The following is a 19438-nucleotide window of genomic DNA, read 5'->3' on the forward strand; positions in this document are numbered from 1 at the left end:
CGGAAGCGACAAACGCGCCGGCCGGGATTGTCCGATTCGGACAACCACGCCGGCCCCGATCCGGGTCATCCTGGCCGCACCAGCACCACTCGCGCCCCGGAGGACCTCATGCCCGAACCCGACCGGCTGGACGGCGGCCCGCGCTCGGTGATCGTCATCGGCGCCGGCGTGGTCGGCCTGTCGACCGCGTGGTTCCTGCAGGAACGCGGGGTCCGGGTGACCGTGGTCGACCGCGCGGGCGTCGCCGCGGGGGCGTCCTGGGGCAACGCCGGCTGGCTTTCGCCGGGGCTCGCCATCCCGCTCAACGAGCCGAGCGTGCTGCGCTACGGCCTGCGGACGCTGTTCGACCGGCAGGCACCGCTGCACGTCCCCGCGACCCCGGACCCCGGGCTGTGGGCGTTCCTGGCCCGGTTCGCCGCGCACTGCACCGGCGCGTCCTGGACCCGCGCGGTCCGGGCCAACCTGCCGCTGAACGACGAATGCCTCGAAGCGTTCGACGTCCTCACCGCGAACGGCGTCGACGCCCCCACCATCGACGCGCCCATCACGGCGGTGTTCGAGTCCGCCCAGCAGGCGGCCGGGCTGCTCGCGGAACTGCGGCGCATGCGCGAAGCCGGCCAGGAAATCGCCTGCACCGGCCTGACCGCCACCGATCTCGCGAAGCGGCTCCCGCAGGTGAACGTCCCCGGCGGCGCCGGCGTCCGGCTCGACGGCCAGCGGTACGTCGACCCCGGCCGGTTCGCCGAATCGCTCGCGCGTGCGGTGGTCAGCCGGGGCGGCACTATCCGGCACCGCTTCGCCGTCACCTCCGTGCGCCCGCACCCGCACGCCGTCGCCGTGCGCTCGGCGGCCGGGCAGACGCTGTCCGCGCACGCCGTGGTCCTGGCCACGGGGGCGTGGCTCGGCGAGCTGGGCAAGCGGTTCGGGGTCACCGCCGGGGTGCGGGCCGGGCGCGGCTACTCGTTCACCGTCCCGACGGACGACCCCGTGCCGGGCCCGATCTACCTGCCCGGCATCCGGGTGGCGTGCACGCCGTACCGCGGGGGCCTCCGGGTGGCGGGGACCATGGAGTTCCGGAAGCCGGACGCGCCGCTCGACGAGGCGCGGGTCGAGGCGATCGTCGCCTCGGCGCGGCCGTTGCTCACCGGCATCCGGTGGGACGAGCGCACCGACGTCTGGGTCGGCTCCCGCCCGGTCACCGCCGACGGCCGCCCGGTGATCGGCGCGGCCGGCGCGCCGGGGTTGTTCGTCGCGGGCGGGCACGGCATGTGGGGGCTGACCCACGGACCGGTCACCGGGCGCCTGCTCGCCGAGCACATCACCACCGGCAAGCAGCCCGAAGCCCTCCGCCCGTTCGACCCCCTGCGCTGACCGCCGTGCCCGCGAACGGTGAAGCGCTGACTCCGGGCGAGCGGAGCGAGCTGATCCGGCTCCGCGCCGAGAACGCGTTGCTGCGCACCGAAAAGGACATCCTGCTGAAGGCGGCCACCGGGTTCGCCATCGACGCGGGTGCCCTCCCGCCGGGTGCGCTCGGCAAGCCAGAGCCCCGCTGACCGACGCGGGCTCACCGATGTCCGTGGGGGCTGGGACCTCCCCCTCCCGTCCAGCCCCCACGGACGCCCACCACCCGGAAGGAGAACACCATGACCACCTCGGCTCGTCCGTGGCTGACACCGCACACCCACCGCAGCCTGCTCCGGGAGCGCGCCGACCTGATGCGCGGGGAAAGCGCTTCCGGCGGCGACGATCCCGACGGCATCGTGCAGGAACGCCACCGCCGGAACCGGATCCGCCAGATCGACGACATCCTGCGCGACGCCGTGGTCGGTGAAGATCCGCCCGACGACGGGATCGCCGAACCGGGCATGGTGCTCACCGTCCGGTACGACGACAGCGCCGCCGCCGAAACCTTCCTGCTCGGTTCGCTCGACGAAACGGGGCAGGACGACCTCGACGTCTACTCGCCGGACTCGCCGCTGGGTCGCGCGTTGGCCGGCGCGAAACGAGGCGAGCAACGGACCTACCGCGTCCCCAACGGCGCCACGGTTCGCGTCACCCTGATCGATGCCGAGCCTTACGGGCGCTTCCGGCGGCTCGCCCGGTAGGCGACCGGGCCACATATATCGTGTTACGATACATGTGGGGTTCACCGACGGCGGAGAACGAGGTGAGGCGATGCGGCGCGGACGTTCGATCGTCGTCGGCGTGGACGGCACCGGGTCCGCCCGCGACGCACTCGACTGGGCGGCCGCGGAAGCCGCGGTCCGGCAGCTCCCGTTGCGTGTCGTGCACGCCTACGCGGCGGCGCCGTCGTGGGCCGTCACGGGTGAAGTGCCGTGCCCGTACGAAAACTTCGGTGTTCCCGACGTCGCGAGGGCGGTGACCGAGCAGGCGGTGCGACGCGCGCGGGAGGTGGCTGCCGAGCTGGAGATCAGCACCCGGCTGGTGCTCGGCGCCGGGGCGCCCGCGCTGCTCGCCCAGTGCGACGACGCCGAGCTGCTCGTCCTGGGCAGCCGCGGGCGGGGCGGGGTGTGGGGGGTGTTCGGCGGTTCCGTCAGCTGCCGGGTCGCCATGCACGCCGCGTGCCCCGTCGTCGTGGTCCGCCCGATGCGGCCCGCGGAACCCGGGCGCTCGGCCGCGCGCGTCGTGGTCGGTGTCGACGGTTCGTCCGGCTCCACGCGCGCCGTCGAATTCGCCGTGCGTGCCGCGGCGCAGCGCGGGGTGGGCGTCACCGCCGTCCACGCCTGGGCCCCGCGCGGCACGGCCGACCTCGCCGCGGTCACCGACGACTGGTCGCTCGCCGAAGCCGCCGAGTGGCGGACGTTGCAGCGCGTCTTCGCGCCGTGGCGGTCCCGCCTGGGCCCCGCGCGGATCGACCTCCGGCTCGTCCCGGGGCGGGCCCAGGACGCGCTGGTGGCCGAGTCCGCCGGCGCGGCCCTCGTCGTGGTCGGGACCCGGGGCCGGGGGAGTGTGCGGGCGGCGCTGGCCGGGTCGGTGAGCCAAGCCGTCCTGCAGCGCGCCGGCTGCCCCGTCGCCGTCGTCCGGGTGGGTGGACGTGGTCTCATGGAACGATGACGGCGAAGGACGAGCGCGTGCGATCGAAGCAGCTCACCAAGCAGGACTTCGAGGAGCTCGCGCGCTTCCGCTTCGGCATCCGGCGTTACCTGCGCTTCAGCGAGGAAACGGTGCGCCGCCACGGCTTGACGCCCCAGCACTACCAGCTGATGCTGGCGCTCAAGGGTTTCCCCGGTCGCGAGTGGGCGACGATGCGGGAGCTGGCCGAGCGGCTGCAGCTGCGGCACCACAGCGTCGTCGAACTGGTCGACCGGGCCCAGAAGCAGGATCTGGTGGAGCGGGCGCCGGACCCGGCCGACGCCCGCGTCGTGCGGGTGCAGCTGACCGCGGGCGGGCAGCGGGCCCTCGCGCAGCTGAGCGCGCTGCACCGCGACGAACTCCGGCGCCTCGGCACCGCGCTCACCCTGCCCAGCTGGGACGACAACGGCGACGGAGGCGGAGAATGACGGGACGACCGCGCGTGCGGCGCGTGTACGACGAACCCGCGTCCGAGGACGGCGTCCGGGTCCTGGTGGACCGGCTGTGGCCCCGCGGGATCCGCAAGGACGCGCTGGACCTCGACGACTGGACCAAGGACGTCGCCCCCTCGGCCGAGCTGCGCGAGTGGTTCGGCCACGATCCGGGGAAGTTCGCCGATTTCACCGCCCGGTACCGCGACGAACTGGCCACGGACCCGGGCCGGGCGGCGCTCGAACGCCTCCGTGCCCTGTCGCGCGGCGGGCCGCTGACCCTGCTCACCGCGACCAAGGACGTGACGCACAGCCACGCCGCGGTCCTGGCCGGGCTGCTCGGGGAGGACCGATGACCACGCCGTCGCGCTCGCCCGCTGCCGAACCGCCGTCCGGCGGCGATCCGGTGTGCTGGCTGAACCGCGTCTGCCCGGAGTGCGGCCAGTTCATCGAGGACGCCGAGGCCGATCCCGAGACGCATTGCCCGAGCCCGCGGTCCCGCGAGCCGGGTGTTCTACCGAATCCACTCGGTTAAAATCAGGCATGCGTGAACGGCCGTTGACCGATGCCACATCGAGGGCCGCGCCGGGCGAGAGCCGGGCCCGGGTGCTGGACCTGCTGCGCGCGGCGGCGGAGCCGCTCGGCGTGCAGCAGGTCGCGGCGGCGGCGAACCTGCACGCGAACACCGCCCGCTTCCACCTGGACAACCTGGTCGACACCGGCTTGGCCGAGCGGCACGTCGAGGAGCGCACCCAGCCCGGCCGGCCCCGGATGGTCTACCGGGCGACCGTGCAGGACGCCGGCCAGCGGAGCTACCGGCTGCTCGCGACCATGCTGACCACCCTGGTCGCCGGTGAACTGCCGCAGCCACGGCAGGCGGCCATCACCGCGGGGCGGGAATGGGGCCGTTACCTGGCCGAGCGGCCGGCGCCGTTCGAGCGCGTCGACGCCGAGGAGGGAATCCGGCGCCTGTCGGCCGTGCTCGCCGACGCCGGCTTCGCGCCCGGTGCCGTCGAGGACGACGGCCACCCGGTCATCCCGCTCCGGCACTGCCCGTTCCGGGAAATCGCGCAGCAGCACCAGGCGGTGGTGTGCTCGCTGCACCTCGGGCTGATGCAGGGCGTCCTGGCCGAAGTGCGCGCGCCGGTCGACGCGCACCGGCTCGACCCCTTCGTCGAACCGTCCCTGTGCCTGGCTCACCTGGCCGTGTCGAGCTCTTGACTACGGCGGGGGGCGCGGCGGGACGCGAAGTACGCGCCCGCCAGGATCAGCGCGCTGCCGGTGAGCTGCAGCGGTGTCGGGCGTTCGCCCAGGACGATCGCGCCCAAAGCCAAAGCGCCGATCGGGGTCAGCATGAGCAGGGCCGCGCCCACCTCGCTGGGCAGCCGCGGGGTCGCGAGCGCGACGAGCAGCCACCCGGCGACCTGGCCGCCGAACGCGACCAGCACCAGCCAGCCGAACTGCGCCCAGCCCGGCGCCAGTGTCATGCCGTGCCAGAGGAACCCCGCGCCGAGCGACACCAGCGCCGCGCTCACGACCACGTACTGGTAGGTCTGCACGGTCCGGCCCGCGCTCCCGCCGCGGCGCAGCAGGAACAGGAACCCCGAGTAGCACGCCGCCGCCAACAGGGCGTGGATCGTGCCGGCGAGCGGGTCGGTACCGCCGACGTCCTGGTCGAGGACGCCGCCGGTGAGCACGATCCCGGCGAGCATGACGGGCAGGAGCAGCAGGAAGCGGCGGCTGACCGGCTCCCGGTCCACGGCGAGGGCGAGCAGCGGGACGAGCGCCACCTGGGCGTTGACCAGCACGGTCGACAGTCCCGCCCCGACCTCGCCGATCGCCTGGGTCCACCACAGCGCGTCGCCGGCGAAGAGCGTCCCGGCGGCCAGCGCGTACAGCCGTTGGCGATTCGACGGCGGGCCTTCGCGGCGCCACTCGAAGATCACCAACGGCAGCAGCATCGCCGCGGCCAGCGCGCACCGGTAGAACGTCGCCGTCCCCGGTGACGCACCCGAGACGCCGATCAGCACCGCCGACGTCGAGACCCCGAGCGCTCCGGCGGCCATCGCCCACGTCGGGTGAGCGTTGACAGGCATCGGCTCCGCTCAGGCCTTCGCGGGCGGGTGCACGACGGCGACCGGGCAGGGGGCGTGGTAGATCATCGCGTGGCTGACCGAGCCGAGCAGCAGCCTGCCGAGGGTGCCGCGGCCGTGGCTGCCGACGACCAGCAGCGCGGCGCCGTCGGCGGTGTCCAGCAGCGCGCGGGCGGGCCGGTCGATGCTGACGGTCCGGCGCACGACCACGCCGGGGTGCTGCTCGGCGTGCGCGGCCAGGGCGTCGGCGAGCACCTCCTGCCCGCGCCGGCTGATGTCCTGCCAGTCCTCCGCCCAGCCGGCGACGGGTTCCATGGCGTGCATGGGCAGGTCGGCCCAGGAGTGCACGGCCAGCAGTTCGCGCTCGTGCCGGTCGGCGAAGTCGTAGGCGAAGGCGACGGCTTCGGCGCTGAGGTCGGACCCGTCGACGCCGACCACGACCGGCCCGTTCGCGGAGTAGGAGTCGGAAGACCGGACCACGACCACCGGGCGCTCGCCGGAATGCAGCAGCTCGGCGGCCGTCGACCCGAGCACGACCCGCGGCAGCGCGCCCCGCCCGGACGCGCCGATCACCAGCAGTTCCGCCTCCCGGGCGGCGCGGGCCAGCGCCTCGCCGGTCCGGCCCGATTCGACGCTCGTTCGCACGGTCAGCTCCGGCCGGGACTTGGCGAGCTCGTCGGCGACGTCGGCGAGCAGGGCTTCGGCGTGGGTGCGAGCGGTCAGTTCCTGCTCCGCCTCGTCCGTGCCGGGCACCGGCTGCGGGCCGCCCGGTGACCAGTGGACGACCTGGACCACGGCCAGCGCGCAGCCGCGGCTGGCGGCTTCTTCGGCCGCCCAGTCCACCGCCGCCCTGGCCGGGCCGGATCCGTCGTAGCCGGCCACAACCCATCGCGGTGCCGGGGACGCTCCGGACATCACAACCTCCGATCACGATCAGTCGGTGGCCGCCGGCCCGTGCCACCGGATACCCCTCAGGGGCCCTGCGGTGTCTTGAATGAGTCATTCAGGACCTCCGAAGACCTGAATGACTCATTCAAGACGTCGGCGAAGCCGCCGCCGGGCAAACCGCCACGACTTCGCCGGGCCCCTGGGACACCCCTCGGCTACCCGGTCGGGGCCCGGCCAATCGTGACGGCCCGGACCGGCCGCGCGGGGACGGAGATCCAGTCGTTGCGGGTGGCGTGCAGGGCCAGCTGGAACCGGTTGGCCGCGCCGGTGCGGGCCATCAGGTTCTCGAGGTAGCGGAACATCGTCCGCCGGCTCACGCCGAGGACGCGGGCGACCTGGTCGTCGGTGAGACCGGCGGCGAGCAGGCCCAGCAGCCGTCGTTCGCTGGGCCGGATCGGGGACCCGGAGCCGTCGTCGGCCAGGCCGAGCGGCAGGGCGACCTGCCAGCACATGTCGAACAGCCCGGCCAAGGCGTCGAACAAGCCGCACGGTCGGATCAGCAGCACCGTGCGGTCCGCGCCGGAGAGCACCGCGCAGTCGTCGTCGATGATCAGCAGCTTGACCGGCACCTCCGGCAGGATCCGGGCTTCCTCGCCCAGTTTCCCGCACGCCAGGATGTTTTCCGCGACGTACTCGGGCCGTTCCAGCGCGAGCCGCCCGTAGACCGCGCGGTACCGGACGCCGCGGGCGAGGTTCTCCAGCTCGATCTCGTTGGCGTCCGCGTCGGCGTAGTACGGCGGCGAATCCAGCCCGCGGACCTCCGTCCGCGCGGCCCGCTCCAGCCGCCGCACGCGCTCGGCCGCCACGGTCCCGCTGACCACCTCGATCATCGACGCGCCGGGTTCGGCGCCCGACGACCGGCGGCACTGCTCGTAGAGGCGCGTCATCGCCAGCCGGGCCCTGGCGAGCTCGGTCTCGCGTTCCCGGCTCAGCACCTCCAGCACGGGTTCCGGGCGAAGCGCCGCGATCGGCGACCCGGGCCCGTCGACGGCGCCGGCGAGGCCCACCGCGGCGAGCACGTCGAGCAGACGGCGGACTTCGCCGGGCTCGCGGCCGGTGGCGGCGACGAGCCGCTCGACCGGAACGGGGCCCGACGAAAGTAGGCCGAGGTAGATTTCGGCTTCGTCCGGTTTGAGGCCGAGCGTCACCAGATGGCCAATTGATTCGGGGACCATTCGGGGGCACCTCCACCGGGCGGACCGACACCATTGCGCCACTGGCACCAGTGCGTCACCACCAGGGCCGAACGAACTGTAGACAACGGGACACCGGCATCCCATCGCCGTTCGTAGGAAATTCCCTGGAGGGATAGTGTCCCGTTCAGCTCGAAGAATCCTCGCCGTGGCCGGCTTCGCGGCCCTGGCTCTGACCGCCCCGGCACTGCCCGCCGTGGCCGCACCGTCCACAACGCACCCGACCGCCCGCGTCTGCGCCCAGGACGCGCGGCCCGGCATGGTCACGTGTTTCGCCGAACGGCAGACCGACACCATGCGCGCCCAGCTCGCCCCGGACGCGCTGCCCAGCGGGTTCGGGCCAACGGACCTGCGGTCCGCCTACAACCTCACCGCGAGCGGCAGCGCGTCGGCCACGGTGGCCATTGTGGACTCCAACGACGACCCGAACGCGGAATCGGACCTCGCGGCCTACCGGTCCGCCTACGGGCTGCCCGCCTGCACGACCGCGAACGGCTGTTTCAAGAAAGTGAACGAAAACGGCCAAACCAGTCCATTGCCGACGGCGGATTCGGGCTGGGCGGGCGAAATCTCCCTCGACGTCGACATGGTTTCGGCGATCTGCCCGAATTGCCACATCCTGCTCGTCGAGGCGAACCAGCCGAGCATGGCCGACCTCGGCACGGCGGTGAACACGGCCGTGTCCCTGGGCGCGAAGTTCGTCTCCAACAGCTACGGCGGCGGTGAGGACGGCAGCGAAAACTCCTACGACACCAGCTACTTCCACCACCCCGGCGTCGCGATCACGGCGAGCACCGGCGACAACGGCTACGGCATCAGCTACCCGGCGTCGTCGCAGTACGTCACCGCCGTCGGCGGGACCTCCCTGAGCCGCAACAGCAGCACGCGCGGCTGGGGTGAGACGGCGTGGAGCGGCGCGGGCAGCGGCTGCTCGGGTTCGGTGGCCAAGCCGTCGTTCCAGAACGTCACCACCGGCTGCGCCAAGCGCGCGGTCGCCGACGTCTCGGCGGTGGCCGACCCGCAGACCGGTGTCGCGGTGTACCAGACCTACGGCGGCAGCGGCTGGGCCGTGTACGGCGGCACCAGCGCCTCGGCGCCGATCATCGCGTCGGTGTACGCGCTCGCCGGCACGCCCGCCGCGTCCGACACCCCGGGCGCCTACCCGTACTCGCACACCGGCAACCTCTACGACGTCACCTCGGGCAGCAACGGCAGCTGCTCGACCGCGGTGCAGTGCAAGGCGGGCGCGGGCTGGGACGGCCCGACCGGGCTCGGCACCCCCAACGGCACCGCGGCCTTCACCGGCGGCGGCAGCGGCCCCGGCCCGGTCACGGCGAACAACCCGGGCAGCCAGAGCGGCGTCGTCGGCACGGCGGCGAGCCTCCAGCTGTCCGCGTCCGGCGGCAGCGGCGGCTACACCTGGACGGCGAGCGGCCTGCCCGCCGGCCTGTCGATCAGCTCGGGCGGCCTGATCTCGGGCACCCCGACGACCGCCGGCACGTACTCGGTCACCGCCACGGCCAAGGACTCCTCCGGAGCCACCGGCAGCACCACGTTCACCTGGACGATCACCTCGTCCGGCGGCGGTGGCTGCACCGGCCAGAAGCTGGGCAACCCCGGGTTCGAGAGCGGAACCAGCCCGTGGACCGCGTCCAGCGGGGTGATCTCGACGTCGTCCTCGGGTGAGGCCCCGCACGGCGGCACCTACCTCGCCTACCTCGACGGCTACGGCAGCACGCACACGGACACGGTTTCGCAGCCGGTGACCATCCCGGCGGGCTGCCACGCGACGCTGACCTACTACCTGCACATCGACACCGCCGAGACCACCACGACGACGGCGTACGACAAGCTCACGGTCAAGGCCGGTTCGACGACGCTCGCGTCGTACTCGAACCTCAACCAGGCGGCCGGCTACCAGCTGCGCACCGTCGACGTCTCGGCGTTCGCCGGGCAGACGGTGACGCTGACCTTCACCGGCACCGAGGACTCGTCCCTGCAGACGTCGTTCTGCGTCGACGACACGGCGCTGACGTTGAGCTGAGTGAAACCAGGTGGAAGGCCGTCCCGGGCTCCCCGGGGCGGCCTTTCGCGGTCCGCGGTGCCGGAGCCCGGGTCCGCGATGTCATGAAAGGGTCGTTCACCTCGTCAGACGCCATGAACGACCCTTTCATGGCGTCGCTGCGGCGCCGGGCAGACCGCGCGGCCACGACCCCGGGGCACTGGCCCGGGGTCGACCAGGGTGTCTCCCTGGGGCGAACGGGACCCGCCGGGGACCACTCTGGGTCTCGAGCGGCGCACCCCGCCGCCGGACACCGAGGAGTTGCTCACCATGGACATGAAGCTCGAGGTCGTGGTCCTGCCCGTCGCCGACGCCGACCGGACCAAGCACTTCTACAAGACGCTCGGCTGGCGCGAAGACGCCGACATCGTCTTCGGCGGCTCGCGGGTGGTCCAGCTGACCCCGCCGGGGTCGGCGGCGTCGGTGCACTTCGGCACCGGGATCACCGACGCGGCGCCCGGCTCGGTCCGCGGGACCTACCTGGTCGTCGAGGACATCGAGGCGGCGCGGGCCGAGCTCGCCGGGCACGGCGTCGCCGTCAGCGAGGTGTTCCACCGCGACGCGACCGGGGCCTTCGCGCCGGGCGTGCACCCCGACCGCGGCACCTACGGGTCGTTCGCCTCCTTCAGCGACCCCGACGGCAACACCTGGCTGCTGCAGGAGATCACCACCCGGTTCCCCGGCCGCACCTCCGGCGCGACCTACGCCTCGGCCGACGAGCTGGAGCAGGCGCTGAGGCGCGCCGCGGCCGCGCACGGCGAGCACGAGAAGGAAACCGGTCAGTACGACGAAGAGTGGCCCTCCTGGTACGCCCGGTACATGGCCGAGCACCAGGACGCCTGAACCCCCGCACCACCACCGAGGAGACCCCGAAGATGTCCACGATCCACCTGCGTCAGCTGACCACCGCCACACCCGAACAGTTCCTCGCCGGGCTCACCGACTTCGGTCCGGAGCGCGCGAAGCTCTTCGGCCGCAGCGCGAACGAGTACCTGCGGGTGCACGAGCAGGGCGCGGCGCACGCCGACGTCACCGAAGGCTCGGGCGGAGTCTGGGAACGGCTGCGCTACGACTGGTCCGACCCGGCCCGCGTCGTGATGAAGACCACCGACTCCAACACCTGGGGTGGCGCGTCGGGCCACACCTACACCTTCACCCGGCTGCCGGACGGGACGACGCGGATCGACGCCGTGGTGGTGCGGGAAGGCAAGAACTTCAAGGGCCGGCTGCTCGGCGGCCTGCTCGGGCTGCTGGGCAAGCGCGTCCTCGGCGGCGAGCTGGCGAAGACGGCGAAGGCCATCGAAGCGCGGTACGCGACGACGCGTGACGGCGGACCGCTGGGATAGTGTTCGGTCATCCGGCACGGTCGTCCCGCCTTCGCCGGCCGGCCGTGGGAGGTTCGCATGCCGGGGCGTGGGCCCGCGCTGATCGGCAGGCACGGCGAACGCGCCACCCTCGACCGGCTCCTGGCCGACGCCCGGGCCGGCCGGGGTCAGGTGCTGGTCCTGCGCGGCGAGGCCGGGATCGGCAAGACCGCGCTGCTGGAGTACGCGCGGGCGCAGGCCCCCGGCTTCCGGGTCGCGCGCGCGGTCGGCGTCGAATCGGAGCAGGTGATGGCCTACGCCGGGCTGCACCAGCTGTGCGCGCCGTACCTCGACCGGCTCGACCGGCTCCCGGAACCCCAGCGCGAAGCGCTCGCCACGGCCTTCGGGCTCAGTTCCGGCGCCCGGCCGACGCGGTTCCTGGTCGGGCTGGCGGTGCTGACGCTGCTCGCCGACGTGGCCGAGGAGCAGCCGCTGCTCTGCCTGGTCGACGACGTCCAGTGGCTCGACCGGATGTCCGGGGTGGTCCTCGCCTTCGTCGCGCGCCGGCTGCTCGCCGAGCGGATCGCCGTGGTCTTCGCGCTGCGCGAGACCGGCCGCGAGCCCGATCCCGACCTGGCCGGGCTGCCGGAGCTCCCGATCGGCGGCCTGGACGAGGCCGAGTCGGAAGCGCTGCTGGCCTCGGTGCTCACGGGGCCGATGGACGGCCGCGTGCGCGACCGGATCGTCGCCGAAACCCACGGCAACCCGCTGGCGCTGCTGGAGCTGCCCCGCGCGTGGACGGCCGCCGAGCTGGCCGACGGGTTCGGGGCGCCGGGGGCGCTGCCGCTGGCCGGGCGCATCGAACAGTCCTTCGTCCGGCAGCTGGAGCCGCTGCCCGCCGACACGCGGCGGCTCCTGCTCATCGCCGCCGCCGAGCCGCTCGGGGACGCCACCCTGCTCTGGGCCGCGGCCGGCCGGCTCGGGCTCGGCGCCGACCCGGCGACCGCGGCCGAGGCGACCGGGCTGATCGAGTTCGGCCGCCGGATCCGGTTCCGCCACCCGCTGGTGCGCTCGGCGGTCTACCGGACGGCGACCGCCCAGGACCGGCAGGACGTGCACCGGGCGCTGGCGGAGGTAACCGACCCGGACGTCGACCCCGACCGCCGGGCCTGGCACCGCGGGCAGGCGACGGTGTCCCCGGACGAAGACGTGGCGGCCGACCTCGAAGGCTCGGCGGGCCGGGCCCGGGCCCGCGGGGGACTGGTCGCGGCGGCCGCGTTCTTCGAGCACGCGGCGCTGCTGACGCCCGACCCGGCTCGGCGCGCGCGACGCGAACTCGCCGCGGCCGCCGTCAAACGCGACGCCGGCGCGCTCGAAGCGGCGCTCGGCCTCCTCGACGCGGTGGCGGCCGGACCACCGGACGCCGAGCGTGCCGCCGAAGCCGAGCACCTGCGCGGGCGGATCGCGTTCGACCGGGGACGCGGCGACGCGGCCCGGCTCCTGGTGCGCGCGGCCGAGCGGCTCGCCCCGCTCGACCCGGCCCGGGCGCGCGAGACCTACCTCGAAGCACTGGCGGCCGCGCTGTGGACCGGCGGGGATCTCACCGCGGTGGCCGAAGCGGGCCGTGCCGCGCCCCCGGCGCCCGTGCCGCCCCGGGCCGTCGACCTCGTCCTGGACGCGCTGGCCACCCGGTTCACCGACGGCTACGAGGCCGCGGCCCCGCTGCTGGCCCCGGCGCTGGCCGCGGTCCGCGCCCTGGACCCCGCCGCCGAGGACCCCGGGCTGCGGTGGCTGCTCGGCGACCGCGCCGGCGGGGTGCTCGCCGTCGAAGCCGCGGACTTCGCGGCGGCGCGGGAGCTGGCCGGGCGTCAGGTCCGGCTGGCCCGCGACGCCGGCGCCTTCCTGCAGCTGCAGTCCGCGCTCAACTTCCTCGCCGTGACCGAGCTGCTCGCCGGCGAGCTGACCGCGGCGACGGCGTCGGCCGAGGAGGACCGTGCCCTCGCCGACGCGACCGGCAACGCGTCGGTCGGGTACGCCGCAGCGCTGCTGGCGGCGTTCCGCGGCCAAGAGCTGCCCGGAGAGGACGCGGCCCGCGGTCAGCTCCACCTGGCGCACCTCGCCGGCTACGGACGTGCGGTGTTGTACAACGGCCTCGGCCGCCACGACCTCGCGCTGGACGCCGCCCGCCGGGTGTTCGACGACGACGTCGCGGGCTTCCCCGGCCTCGCCACCGCCGAACTGGCCGAGGCGGCGTCGAGGACCGGGGACGAGGCACTGCTGCGGGCGGCGGCCGCCCGGTCGGCGGAGCGTGCCCCGGCGGCCGGAACCGCGGAAGCCCTCGGCGTCGATGCCCGCGTGCGCGCGCTGGCCAGCACCGGCCCGGACGCGGACCGCCTCTTCCGCGAGTCGATCGCGTGCCTCGAGCCGACCGGGTTGCGCGTGGACCTCGCCCGCAGCCACCTGCTGTACGGCGAATGGCTGCGCCGCGAGGGCCGCCGCGTGGACGCCCGCGCGCAGCTGCACACGGCCCACGAACTGTTGTCCGCCATGGGGTTGACGGCGTTCGCCGACCGCGCCCGGCGGGAACTGCTGGCCACGGGGGAGACCGCGCGCAAACGCGTGGCGGAGACCACCGGTGAGCTGACCGCCCAGGAGTTCCAGATCGCGCGGCTGGCCGCCGAAGGCTTTTCGAACCCCGAGATCGGCACCCGGCTGTTCCTCAGCCCGCGCACGGTCGAATGGCACCTGCGCAAGATCTTCACCAAGCTCGGGATCAGCTCCCGCCGTCAGCTGCGCGACGCCGCCCTCGTCACCGCCTGAGCCGTCACATCTCGCGCTCCCAGCTGCCGCGCGTGTCGACGTCCGTGGCATCGGCCAGCGCCTCCAGCTCCGCGATCTCCTCGGCGGTGAGCGCGATGCCCTGCGCTCGCACCAATCCGTCGACGTGATCCGCCTTCGTGACCCCGACGATCGGGGTGGTCCCCTTGGCGATGGCCCAGGCCGTGGCGACGTCGGCGGCGGACGCGCCGCGCTCCTCGCCGATCGCGGCCATCCGGTCCGTCAGCGCCTGCAGCCGGGGGAGGACGCCGTTGTACACGGCCGCCCGGCTGCTGCCCTCCGGCAACGGGCGGGCCGAGCTGTACCGGCCGGTCAGCGCGCCCTGCTCGAGGACCATGTAGGAGAAGAACCGCACGTCGTGCTCGCGGCAGTGGTCGAGGATGCCCGCGCGCTCGGAGCTCCGGTACAGGAGGCTGTAGTGGTTCTGGACCGCCTCCACCCGGAAGTCGGCCTCGCCGAGGATCTCGTCGGCGAGCGCGATCTCCTTCAGGTTGTGGTTCGAGACGCCCACGTGCTTGATCCTTCCGCGCCGCAGCAACGGGATCAGCGGCGGCGTCCAGCGGGCCACGTCGGCGGGGTTGTGGATCCAGTACAGGTCCACGTAGTCCGTGCCCAGGCGGTCGAGGCTCTGCTCCAGCAGGTCCGCGACCGGGTCGTCGCCGTCGCCCGCGATCTGCGGGGTGAACTTCGTCGACAGCTGGTATTCGCCGCGGTCGTAGCCCTTCAGCGCCTGGGCGAGGGCCGTCTCCGAGCGGCCCATGCCGTACACCACCGCGGTGTCCCAGAGGGTGAACCCGCTCGCCTGCGCCTTCTCGACGACCTCCCGCAGGCCGGACGCGGTCAGCTGACTGCCGAAGTAGCCGTCGCCCGCCTCGCCGCTGTCTCCCCAGGCCCAGGTGCCCAGTGCCACCGTCTTGCTCGTCATGTGCCCTGCTTTCGTTCTCCGGCGGAACCTTCGCTTCCCAGGAGACCGCGCCGTCCGGCGGGGGAGAAGGTCGCGTTCATGGGGGGTACGACTTCAACCCCCCTCGCGCCGTGCCCGGCGGCTACCGTGGACGGCATGGACCAGCAGCCCGGCAACCGCGGCGAAATCCGGCACTTCCTCGCCAGCCGGCGCGCCAAGATCACCCCGGCGCAGGTCGGGCTGCCGACCAGCACCCGCCGCCGCGTCGCCGGCCTGCGCCGTGAGGAGGTCGCGGTGCTGGCCGGCGTGAGCACGGAGTGGTACACGCGGCTGGAGAAGGGCCACATCGGCGGCGTGTCCGAAGAGGTCCTCGACGCGGTCGCCCGCGCCCTGCGCCTGGACGACGACGAACGCACGTACCTGTTCGACCTGGCCCGGGCGTCGCGGCCCAAGAGCCGCACGCCGTCGCGCCGCCGGGACGTCGAGGTCCCGCCCCGGGTCCAGTGGCTGCTCGACTCGATGACGCTGTCCTCGGCGTTCGTCCGCACCGGCCGCACGGACGTCGTCGCCGCCAACCCCTTGGCGCGAGCGCTGTACGCGCCGATGTTCGCTACCGGCGGCCGTCCCAACATCGCCCGGTACATCTTCCTCGACCCCAGCGCGCGGGACTTCTTCGTCGACTGGGACGCCGCGGGCGACGCCACAGCCGCGATGCTGCGCGCGGAGGCCGGGCGTGAGCCGGGCGACCGGGCCCTGCGTGACCTCATCGGGGAGCTGTCGACGCTCAGCCCCGAGTTCCGCGGCCGGTGGGCGGCGCACGACGTGCTGATCCGGCACGACGGCGTCAAGCGGCTGCGGCATCCGGATGTCGGATTTCTGGAACTGACATTTCAGTCGCTGGACTTGCCGTTGTCCGGTCGAGCAGTGCACAACCTGGTCACGTACACGGCCGAACCCGGGACCGCGTCCGAGGAGCGGCTCAAGGTCCTTGCCAGCTGGGCAGCCACGCAGTCCGCGGACCGGGACGGTGCCGGAAGCCGATGAGCACCGGTTCCGGGGCGGCCGGCGAACCCGGTTGGGCGTGGATCCTGCGGCATCCCACGGTTTTCGAGGACGACGGCCGGATCACTTTCGTCCGTGGCACCGATGCCGAGGCCATCTTCGACGCGTTCGGTGTGGACGCAACGCAGGCGGCACCGCAAAGCCTGACCGACTGCTGGTCAGCCGATGGCACCGCCTACGACGGACGCCCATGCCTGAGGGTGGCCACCTCGGGCGCGTGGTCGGCGGCGATCGAACCGATCAGGGCGAGCACGATGCCGAACGCGGGCGGAACCGCGCTGTCGCACGAAACCGACGTCGTGGTGGCCACCATGAACTTCCTGGGCCAAGGCTGGGTCAGTCACCTCGCGCGCGGCCGCCTGCAGTTCGGGCTCGAGGTCGGCCAGGCCTACGACAGCCTGGCCGGTGAGGCCACTTCGCGGCTCGAGCGGCCGATGCGCGAAGCCGGCCTGATCGACCGCGGGACACCACGGGACTCGCGCACCGAGTTCGCCGCCGCACTCGCAGTGCTGGCCCAGGAGTTCGGATTCGACTTCTCCGCCGGGCAGATCCGGGGGCCGCTGCCGACGGTGTACTACCCCGCCCGCTGAACGTGGGACCGCGCATGGGCGGCGGCGTCGTCGAAACTCGCGAACAGGTGGTTGCCGTGGCGGAGCTTGGCCAACGCTCCCGTCGTGGCCAGCAGGTGCTGGTGCTGGTCCTGGATCCCCTTCAACAGCACAGTCACCCCCCGCGCTTCCAGCTCTTCGATCGCGTCACCCAAGGCCTTGGCGCCGGTCGCGTCGAGGAGGTGCAGGCGGGACAGGCGCAGGATGACGACGAGGGCACCGTCCGCCGCTGCCGCGATGTCGGTGACGACGCGTTCCGAGGCGCCCCAGAACATCGCGCCCTCGAAGCGGAAGACCGCGATGTGCTCGTCGGCCGGGGTGGGCGGGCCGGGGAGGTCGTCGCGGCGGGCGCGGGCCGCTCGGGCGAGGTGGCGCAACGCGAAGAACGCGGCGACCAGCAGGCCGATCTCGACGGCGAGGATCAGGTCGGCCGCGACCGTGACGATCGCCGTCACGGCGAAGGTGATCGCGCTGGCGCGGCTCGCGTGGACCACCTCGCGGATCGTCGCGAGCGAGACCATGCGGAGGCTGGTGACCAGCAGGACACCGGCCAGGGCGGCGAGCGGGATCCGGGACACGAGCGGGGCGGCGGCGTAGATCACCGCGAGGATGACCAGCGCGTGCACGACGGCGGCGAGCCGGGTGCGCGCGCCCGAGCGGACGTTGACCGCGGTGCGGGCGATCGCGCCGGTCGCCGGCATGCCGCCGAACAGGCCGCTCGCGATCGAGGCCAGGCCCTGGCCGACGAGTTCCCGGTCCGGCCGGGTGGGGCCGACCGGCGGGCCGCCGCGGGTCATCGTCGCCGCCACGCGGGCGGACAGCAGGGATTCGATCGCCGCCAGCGCGGCCACCGCGACGACCGCGCCGGCGAGGTCGTGGACCGCGCCGAAGCTGAAGGACGGCAACGCGGGGGCCAGGCTGCTCGGCAGGTTCCCGATGCGGGCGACGGGCGCGTGCGCCAGTTCCGCGCCGACGGCCGCCACGGCGACGGCGACCAGGGAAGCCGGTAGCCCGCGGTGCAGCCGGGGCAGGACGAGCATGAGCACCGCCACGACGGCGACGGTCGCCACCGCCCAGCCGGACACTCCCGCGGCGAGCGCTTTTCCCGCTCCCACAAGGGGATTGAGCCCCGCCGGCACGGTCGTGCCGACGGCGGCCGGGACCTGCTGGAGGAAGATGATGCACGCGATCCCGAGCGTGAAGCCTTCGACGACCGGCCAGGGCAGGAAACCCACCAGCCGCCCCAGCCGCGCCGCGCCCGCGACGAGCACGAGCGCGCCGCCGAGGATCGAGACGAGCGCCACCGACGAGGGGCCGTGGGCGGCGACGATCGGGGCCAGGACGACGGCCATCGCCCCGGTCGGGCCGGACACCTGGACCGGCGAGCCGCCGAACACCGCGGCCACGATCCCGGCCACGACGGCGGTGACGAGCCCCGCGGCCGCGCCGGCGCCCGAGCTGATGCCGAACGCCAGCGCCAGGGGCAGGGCCACGACCCCGACGGTGATGCCCGCGAGGAGGTCCGCGCGCACGGCCGGCCCGCGCAGGTCGTAGTCGGCGCGGCCGGGCAGGAACTCGCGCGTGCCGCCGAGGACGCTCACGCCTGGACCGCGACGGCGTCGAGGATGGCCTTCGGGCTGGCGCCCGGCAGCGGCGGCAGCCCGCGCGCGGCCCGCAGCTGGTCGGAGCCGGGCCGCAGGCTCGCCAGCAGGAAAGCCCGCGCCACCACGAGGAGTTCGGCGACCAGCGGCTGGGCGAGCCAGTAGTCGACCGCGTTGCCGGTGCGGGACGAGGTGACGACGCCGGTGCGGCGCAGCACGGCGAGGTGCTGGGACAGCTGGGACGCCTCGCAGCCGGTCACGTCGAGCAGCCGGGTGACCGGCACGCCTTCGTCCCCGGCCGCGGCCAGCACCTCGAGGACCTGGATCCGGGTCGGGTGGGCCAGGCACTTGAAGAGGTCGGCTTTGATCCGGTAGAGCGGCTCGGTCGGGCGGGAGCGGGCGGGCATGGGCACCTCCTGGATTGATGATTCTATCAATCCATCAATTCACTGCCGCGGCGGCTCCGTCACCCGCGCGGCTTCCGCCCCGTAACGTCCCGGTGGCGTCGTGCGACTGTCACCCCGGCGGGGCCATCCGGCCCAATACGGGAGGCGCGGATGCTCACGGACGGGTCCGACGTGCGCTTGACCGAAGCCGACGCCGAAGGGGAGGCCGGCCGGGCCCGGGGCCGGAGTGTGCTCGCCGGGGCGTTCGCCTTGCTGGAGGTCCTCGCCGACGCCGAAGCCGAGCTCGGCCTCACCGAAGCCGCGCGCCGGGCCGGCCTGCCGAAGTCGACCACGCACCGGCTGCTCGAGCAGCTGTGCGGGATGGGTGCGGCGGAGCACCGGATCCGCGGCTACGGCGTCGGGCCGATGTTCGGCCGGCTGTGCGAAGGCCGCGGCCGCACCCACGCCTGGCTCCGCGCCGCCGTCGGGCGGCCCGCCGTGCGGCTGGCCAAGCTGTCGCGGTCCGACGTCGTCGTCGGGGTGTCCTCCGGGTCCGAGGTGCTCGTCGTCGCGACCTTCGCCGGGCACTCGGCCCGGCTCCCGGTGCTCCGCCCCGGCACGGTACTGGCGTCGCCGACACCGCTCGTCGACGTCCTGTTCAACGGCGCCGAAGAAGCGCTGGGATCCGCGCGGGCGGCCGGCCTGAGCTGTGCCGCGGCCCCGATCCACGCCCCCGACGGCCGGGTCGTCGCCGCGCTCGGCGTGCTGGGTTCGTGCCCGGCCGAGCTGGCGCGGCTGCGGTACCTGGTCGTGCTCGCCGCGGGCGAAGCCGCGCGTGAACTGACCGGTTCCCCGCGGGTCCGCTGAGCGGAACCGGGCCTTCCCGGAGATCCGTCCCCTTTGTCAATCTCGCCC

At 73.9% G+C, this 19438-nt stretch carries 21 protein-coding genes; 15 read left to right on the forward strand and 6 right to left on the reverse strand.

Features of this window, described 5'->3' with window-relative positions:
- Positions 1-108: 108 nt before the first annotated feature.
- The 8 genes from EIY87_RS34170 (at position 109) to EIY87_RS34200 (ending at position 4745) form a co-directional block, all read left to right on the forward strand.
- Positions 109-1371 carry an NAD(P)/FAD-dependent oxidoreductase gene (locus EIY87_RS34170; protein WP_125314025.1) on the forward strand — a complete coding sequence of 421 codons (1263 nt, stop codon included), beginning with the start codon at positions 109-111 and terminating at the stop codon, positions 1369-1371.
- Positions 1372-1376: 5 nt separating this feature from the next.
- A complete protein-coding gene (locus EIY87_RS47845) occupies positions 1377-1553 on the forward strand; it encodes a hypothetical protein (RefSeq protein ID WP_158641414.1) in 177 nt (58 codons plus the stop codon).
- Positions 1554-1643: 90 nt separating this feature from the next.
- Positions 1644-2105, forward strand: a complete 462-nt coding sequence (locus EIY87_RS34175) for a GreA/GreB family elongation factor (RefSeq protein ID WP_125314026.1) — start codon at positions 1644-1646, stop codon at positions 2103-2105.
- Positions 2106-2175: 70 nt separating this feature from the next.
- On the forward strand, positions 2176-3075 hold the full coding sequence (locus EIY87_RS34180; RefSeq protein ID WP_158641415.1) for a universal stress protein: 900 nt from the start codon (positions 2176-2178) through the stop codon (positions 3073-3075).
- Between the two features lie 17 nt (positions 3076-3092).
- On the forward strand, positions 3093-3521 hold the full coding sequence (locus EIY87_RS34185) for a MarR family winged helix-turn-helix transcriptional regulator (protein ID WP_225440206.1): 429 nt from the start codon (positions 3093-3095) through the stop codon (positions 3519-3521).
- A complete protein-coding gene (locus EIY87_RS34190) occupies positions 3518-3880 on the forward strand; it encodes a DUF488 domain-containing protein (RefSeq protein ID WP_125314029.1) in 363 nt (120 codons plus the stop codon). The genes EIY87_RS34185 and EIY87_RS34190 overlap by 4 nt, the downstream gene beginning before the upstream one ends.
- Complete coding sequence (locus tag EIY87_RS34195) at positions 3877-4059, forward strand: hypothetical protein (protein ID WP_125314030.1); 183 nt, start codon at positions 3877-3879, stop codon at positions 4057-4059. The genes EIY87_RS34190 and EIY87_RS34195 overlap by 4 nt, the downstream gene beginning before the upstream one ends.
- 8 nt (positions 4060-4067) lie before the next feature.
- Entirely contained in the window at positions 4068-4745 is a 678-nt protein-coding gene (locus EIY87_RS34200) for a helix-turn-helix transcriptional regulator (RefSeq protein WP_125314031.1), read from the forward strand.
- On the opposite strand, the gene EIY87_RS34205 is transcribed toward EIY87_RS34200, so the two are convergent.
- The 3 genes from EIY87_RS34205 to EIY87_RS34215 form a co-directional block, all read right to left on the reverse strand.
- Entirely contained in the window at positions 4721-5620 is a 900-nt protein-coding gene (locus tag EIY87_RS34205) for a DMT family transporter (protein WP_225440207.1), read from the reverse strand. The two genes, EIY87_RS34200 and EIY87_RS34205, sit on opposite strands and share 25 nt — an antisense overlap.
- A 9-nt stretch (positions 5621-5629) precedes the next feature.
- Positions 5630-6532, reverse strand: a complete 903-nt coding sequence (locus EIY87_RS34210; RefSeq protein WP_125314032.1) for a universal stress protein — start codon at positions 6530-6532, stop codon at positions 5630-5632.
- A 188-nt stretch (positions 6533-6720) separates the two neighbouring features.
- The gene (locus EIY87_RS34215) at positions 6721-7740 is read right to left on the reverse strand and encodes a LuxR C-terminal-related transcriptional regulator (protein ID WP_125314033.1); all 1020 of its coding nucleotides are present in this window, start codon (positions 7738-7740) and stop codon (positions 6721-6723) included.
- A gap of 277 nt (positions 7741-8017) precedes the next feature.
- Here EIY87_RS34215 and EIY87_RS34220 point away from each other — a divergent pair, with 277 nt between their 5' ends.
- From EIY87_RS34220 to EIY87_RS34235, 4 genes are all read left to right on the forward strand, one after another.
- Positions 8018-9802, forward strand: coding sequence for a putative Ig domain-containing protein (locus tag EIY87_RS34220; protein WP_449657969.1), 1785 nt, complete (start codon positions 8018-8020; stop codon positions 9800-9802).
- Between the two features lie 288 nt (positions 9803-10090).
- Positions 10091-10663: a VOC family protein gene (locus EIY87_RS34225; protein WP_125314035.1), complete on the forward strand. Its 573-nt coding sequence runs from the start codon at positions 10091-10093 to the stop codon at positions 10661-10663.
- Positions 10664-10695: 32 nt separating this feature from the next.
- Positions 10696-11166 (forward strand): hypothetical protein, encoded by a 471-nt coding sequence (locus EIY87_RS34230; RefSeq protein ID WP_125314036.1) that lies wholly within the window; start codon positions 10696-10698, stop codon positions 11164-11166.
- A 57-nt stretch (positions 11167-11223) separates the two neighbouring features.
- Complete coding sequence (locus tag EIY87_RS34235) at positions 11224-13944, forward strand: helix-turn-helix transcriptional regulator (protein WP_125314037.1); 2721 nt, start codon at positions 11224-11226, stop codon at positions 13942-13944.
- 4 nt (positions 13945-13948) lie between these two features.
- Here the strand turns inward: EIY87_RS34235 and EIY87_RS34240 are convergent, their stop codons facing one another.
- Positions 13949-14887 (reverse strand): aldo/keto reductase, encoded by a 939-nt coding sequence (locus EIY87_RS34240; protein WP_125314038.1) that lies wholly within the window; start codon positions 14885-14887, stop codon positions 13949-13951.
- Positions 14888-15022: 135 nt separating this feature from the next.
- Here EIY87_RS34240 and EIY87_RS34245 point away from each other — a divergent pair, with 135 nt between their 5' ends.
- Together EIY87_RS34245 and EIY87_RS34250 are read left to right on the forward strand one after the other, a co-directional pair.
- Positions 15023-15910, forward strand: a complete 888-nt coding sequence (locus EIY87_RS34245; RefSeq protein ID WP_125314039.1) for a helix-turn-helix transcriptional regulator — start codon at positions 15023-15025, stop codon at positions 15908-15910.
- Positions 15907-16518, forward strand: a complete 612-nt coding sequence (locus tag EIY87_RS34250; protein WP_125314040.1) for a hypothetical protein — start codon at positions 15907-15909, stop codon at positions 16516-16518. The genes EIY87_RS34245 and EIY87_RS34250 overlap by 4 nt, the downstream gene beginning before the upstream one ends.
- Here the strand turns inward: EIY87_RS34250 and EIY87_RS34255 are convergent.
- On the reverse strand, positions 16503-18137 hold the full coding sequence (locus EIY87_RS34255; protein WP_125314041.1) for a SulP family inorganic anion transporter: 1635 nt from the start codon (positions 18135-18137) through the stop codon (positions 16503-16505). The genes EIY87_RS34250 and EIY87_RS34255 overlap by 16 nt on opposite strands.
- A complete protein-coding gene (locus EIY87_RS34260; RefSeq protein WP_125314042.1) occupies positions 18134-18544 on the reverse strand; it encodes an ArsR/SmtB family transcription factor in 411 nt (136 codons plus the stop codon). Before EIY87_RS34260 ends, EIY87_RS34255 begins: the two co-directional genes overlap by 4 nt.
- A gap of 150 nt (positions 18545-18694) precedes the next feature.
- Between EIY87_RS34260 and EIY87_RS34265 the strand changes: the two genes are divergently transcribed.
- Positions 18695-19390: a helix-turn-helix domain-containing protein gene (locus tag EIY87_RS34265; RefSeq protein WP_125314043.1), complete on the forward strand. Its 696-nt coding sequence runs from the start codon at positions 18695-18697 to the stop codon at positions 19388-19390.
- The last annotated feature ends 48 nt before the right edge of the window (positions 19391-19438 follow it).

The organism is Amycolatopsis eburnea (assembly GCF_003937945.1).
Classification (GTDB): Bacteria; Actinomycetota; Actinomycetes; order Mycobacteriales; family Pseudonocardiaceae; genus Amycolatopsis; species Amycolatopsis eburnea.

Coding starts and splice junctions, on each gene's coding strand:
- EIY87_RS34170 (WP_125314025.1), top strand. CDS start 109: ATGCCCGAACCCGACCGGCTGGACGGCGGCCCGCGCTCGGTGATCGTC.
- EIY87_RS34175 (WP_125314026.1), top strand. CDS start 1,644: ATGACCACCTCGGCTCGTCCGTGGCTGACACCGCACACCCACCGCAGC.
- EIY87_RS34180 (WP_158641415.1), top strand. CDS start 2,176: ATGCGGCGCGGACGTTCGATCGTCGTCGGCGTGGACGGCACCGGGTCC.
- EIY87_RS34190 (WP_125314029.1), top strand. CDS start 3,518: ATGACGGGACGACCGCGCGTGCGGCGCGTGTACGACGAACCCGCGTCC.
- EIY87_RS34195 (WP_125314030.1), top strand. CDS start 3,877: ATGACCACGCCGTCGCGCTCGCCCGCTGCCGAACCGCCGTCCGGCGGC.
- EIY87_RS34200 (WP_125314031.1), top strand. CDS start 4,068: ATGCGTGAACGGCCGTTGACCGATGCCACATCGAGGGCCGCGCCGGGC.
- EIY87_RS34205 (WP_225440207.1), bottom strand. CDS start 5,620: ATGCCTGTCAACGCTCACCCGACGTGGGCGATGGCCGCCGGAGCGCTC.
- EIY87_RS34210 (WP_125314032.1), bottom strand. CDS start 6,532: ATGTCCGGAGCGTCCCCGGCACCGCGATGGGTTGTGGCCGGCTACGAC.
- EIY87_RS34215 (WP_125314033.1), bottom strand. CDS start 7,740: ATGGTCCCCGAATCAATTGGCCATCTGGTGACGCTCGGCCTCAAACCG.
- EIY87_RS34220 (WP_449657969.1), top strand. CDS start 8,018: ATGGTCACGTGTTTCGCCGAACGGCAGACCGACACCATGCGCGCCCAG.
- EIY87_RS34225 (WP_125314035.1), top strand. CDS start 10,091: ATGGACATGAAGCTCGAGGTCGTGGTCCTGCCCGTCGCCGACGCCGAC.
- EIY87_RS34230 (WP_125314036.1), top strand. CDS start 10,696: ATGTCCACGATCCACCTGCGTCAGCTGACCACCGCCACACCCGAACAG.
- EIY87_RS34235 (WP_125314037.1), top strand. CDS start 11,224: ATGCCGGGGCGTGGGCCCGCGCTGATCGGCAGGCACGGCGAACGCGCC.
- EIY87_RS34240 (WP_125314038.1), bottom strand. CDS start 14,887: ATGACGAGCAAGACGGTGGCACTGGGCACCTGGGCCTGGGGAGACAGC.
- EIY87_RS34245 (WP_125314039.1), top strand. CDS start 15,023: ATGGACCAGCAGCCCGGCAACCGCGGCGAAATCCGGCACTTCCTCGCC.
- EIY87_RS34250 (WP_125314040.1), top strand. CDS start 15,907: ATGAGCACCGGTTCCGGGGCGGCCGGCGAACCCGGTTGGGCGTGGATC.
- EIY87_RS34260 (WP_125314042.1), bottom strand. CDS start 18,544: ATGCCCGCCCGCTCCCGCCCGACCGAGCCGCTCTACCGGATCAAAGCC.
- EIY87_RS34265 (WP_125314043.1), top strand. CDS start 18,695: ATGCTCACGGACGGGTCCGACGTGCGCTTGACCGAAGCCGACGCCGAA.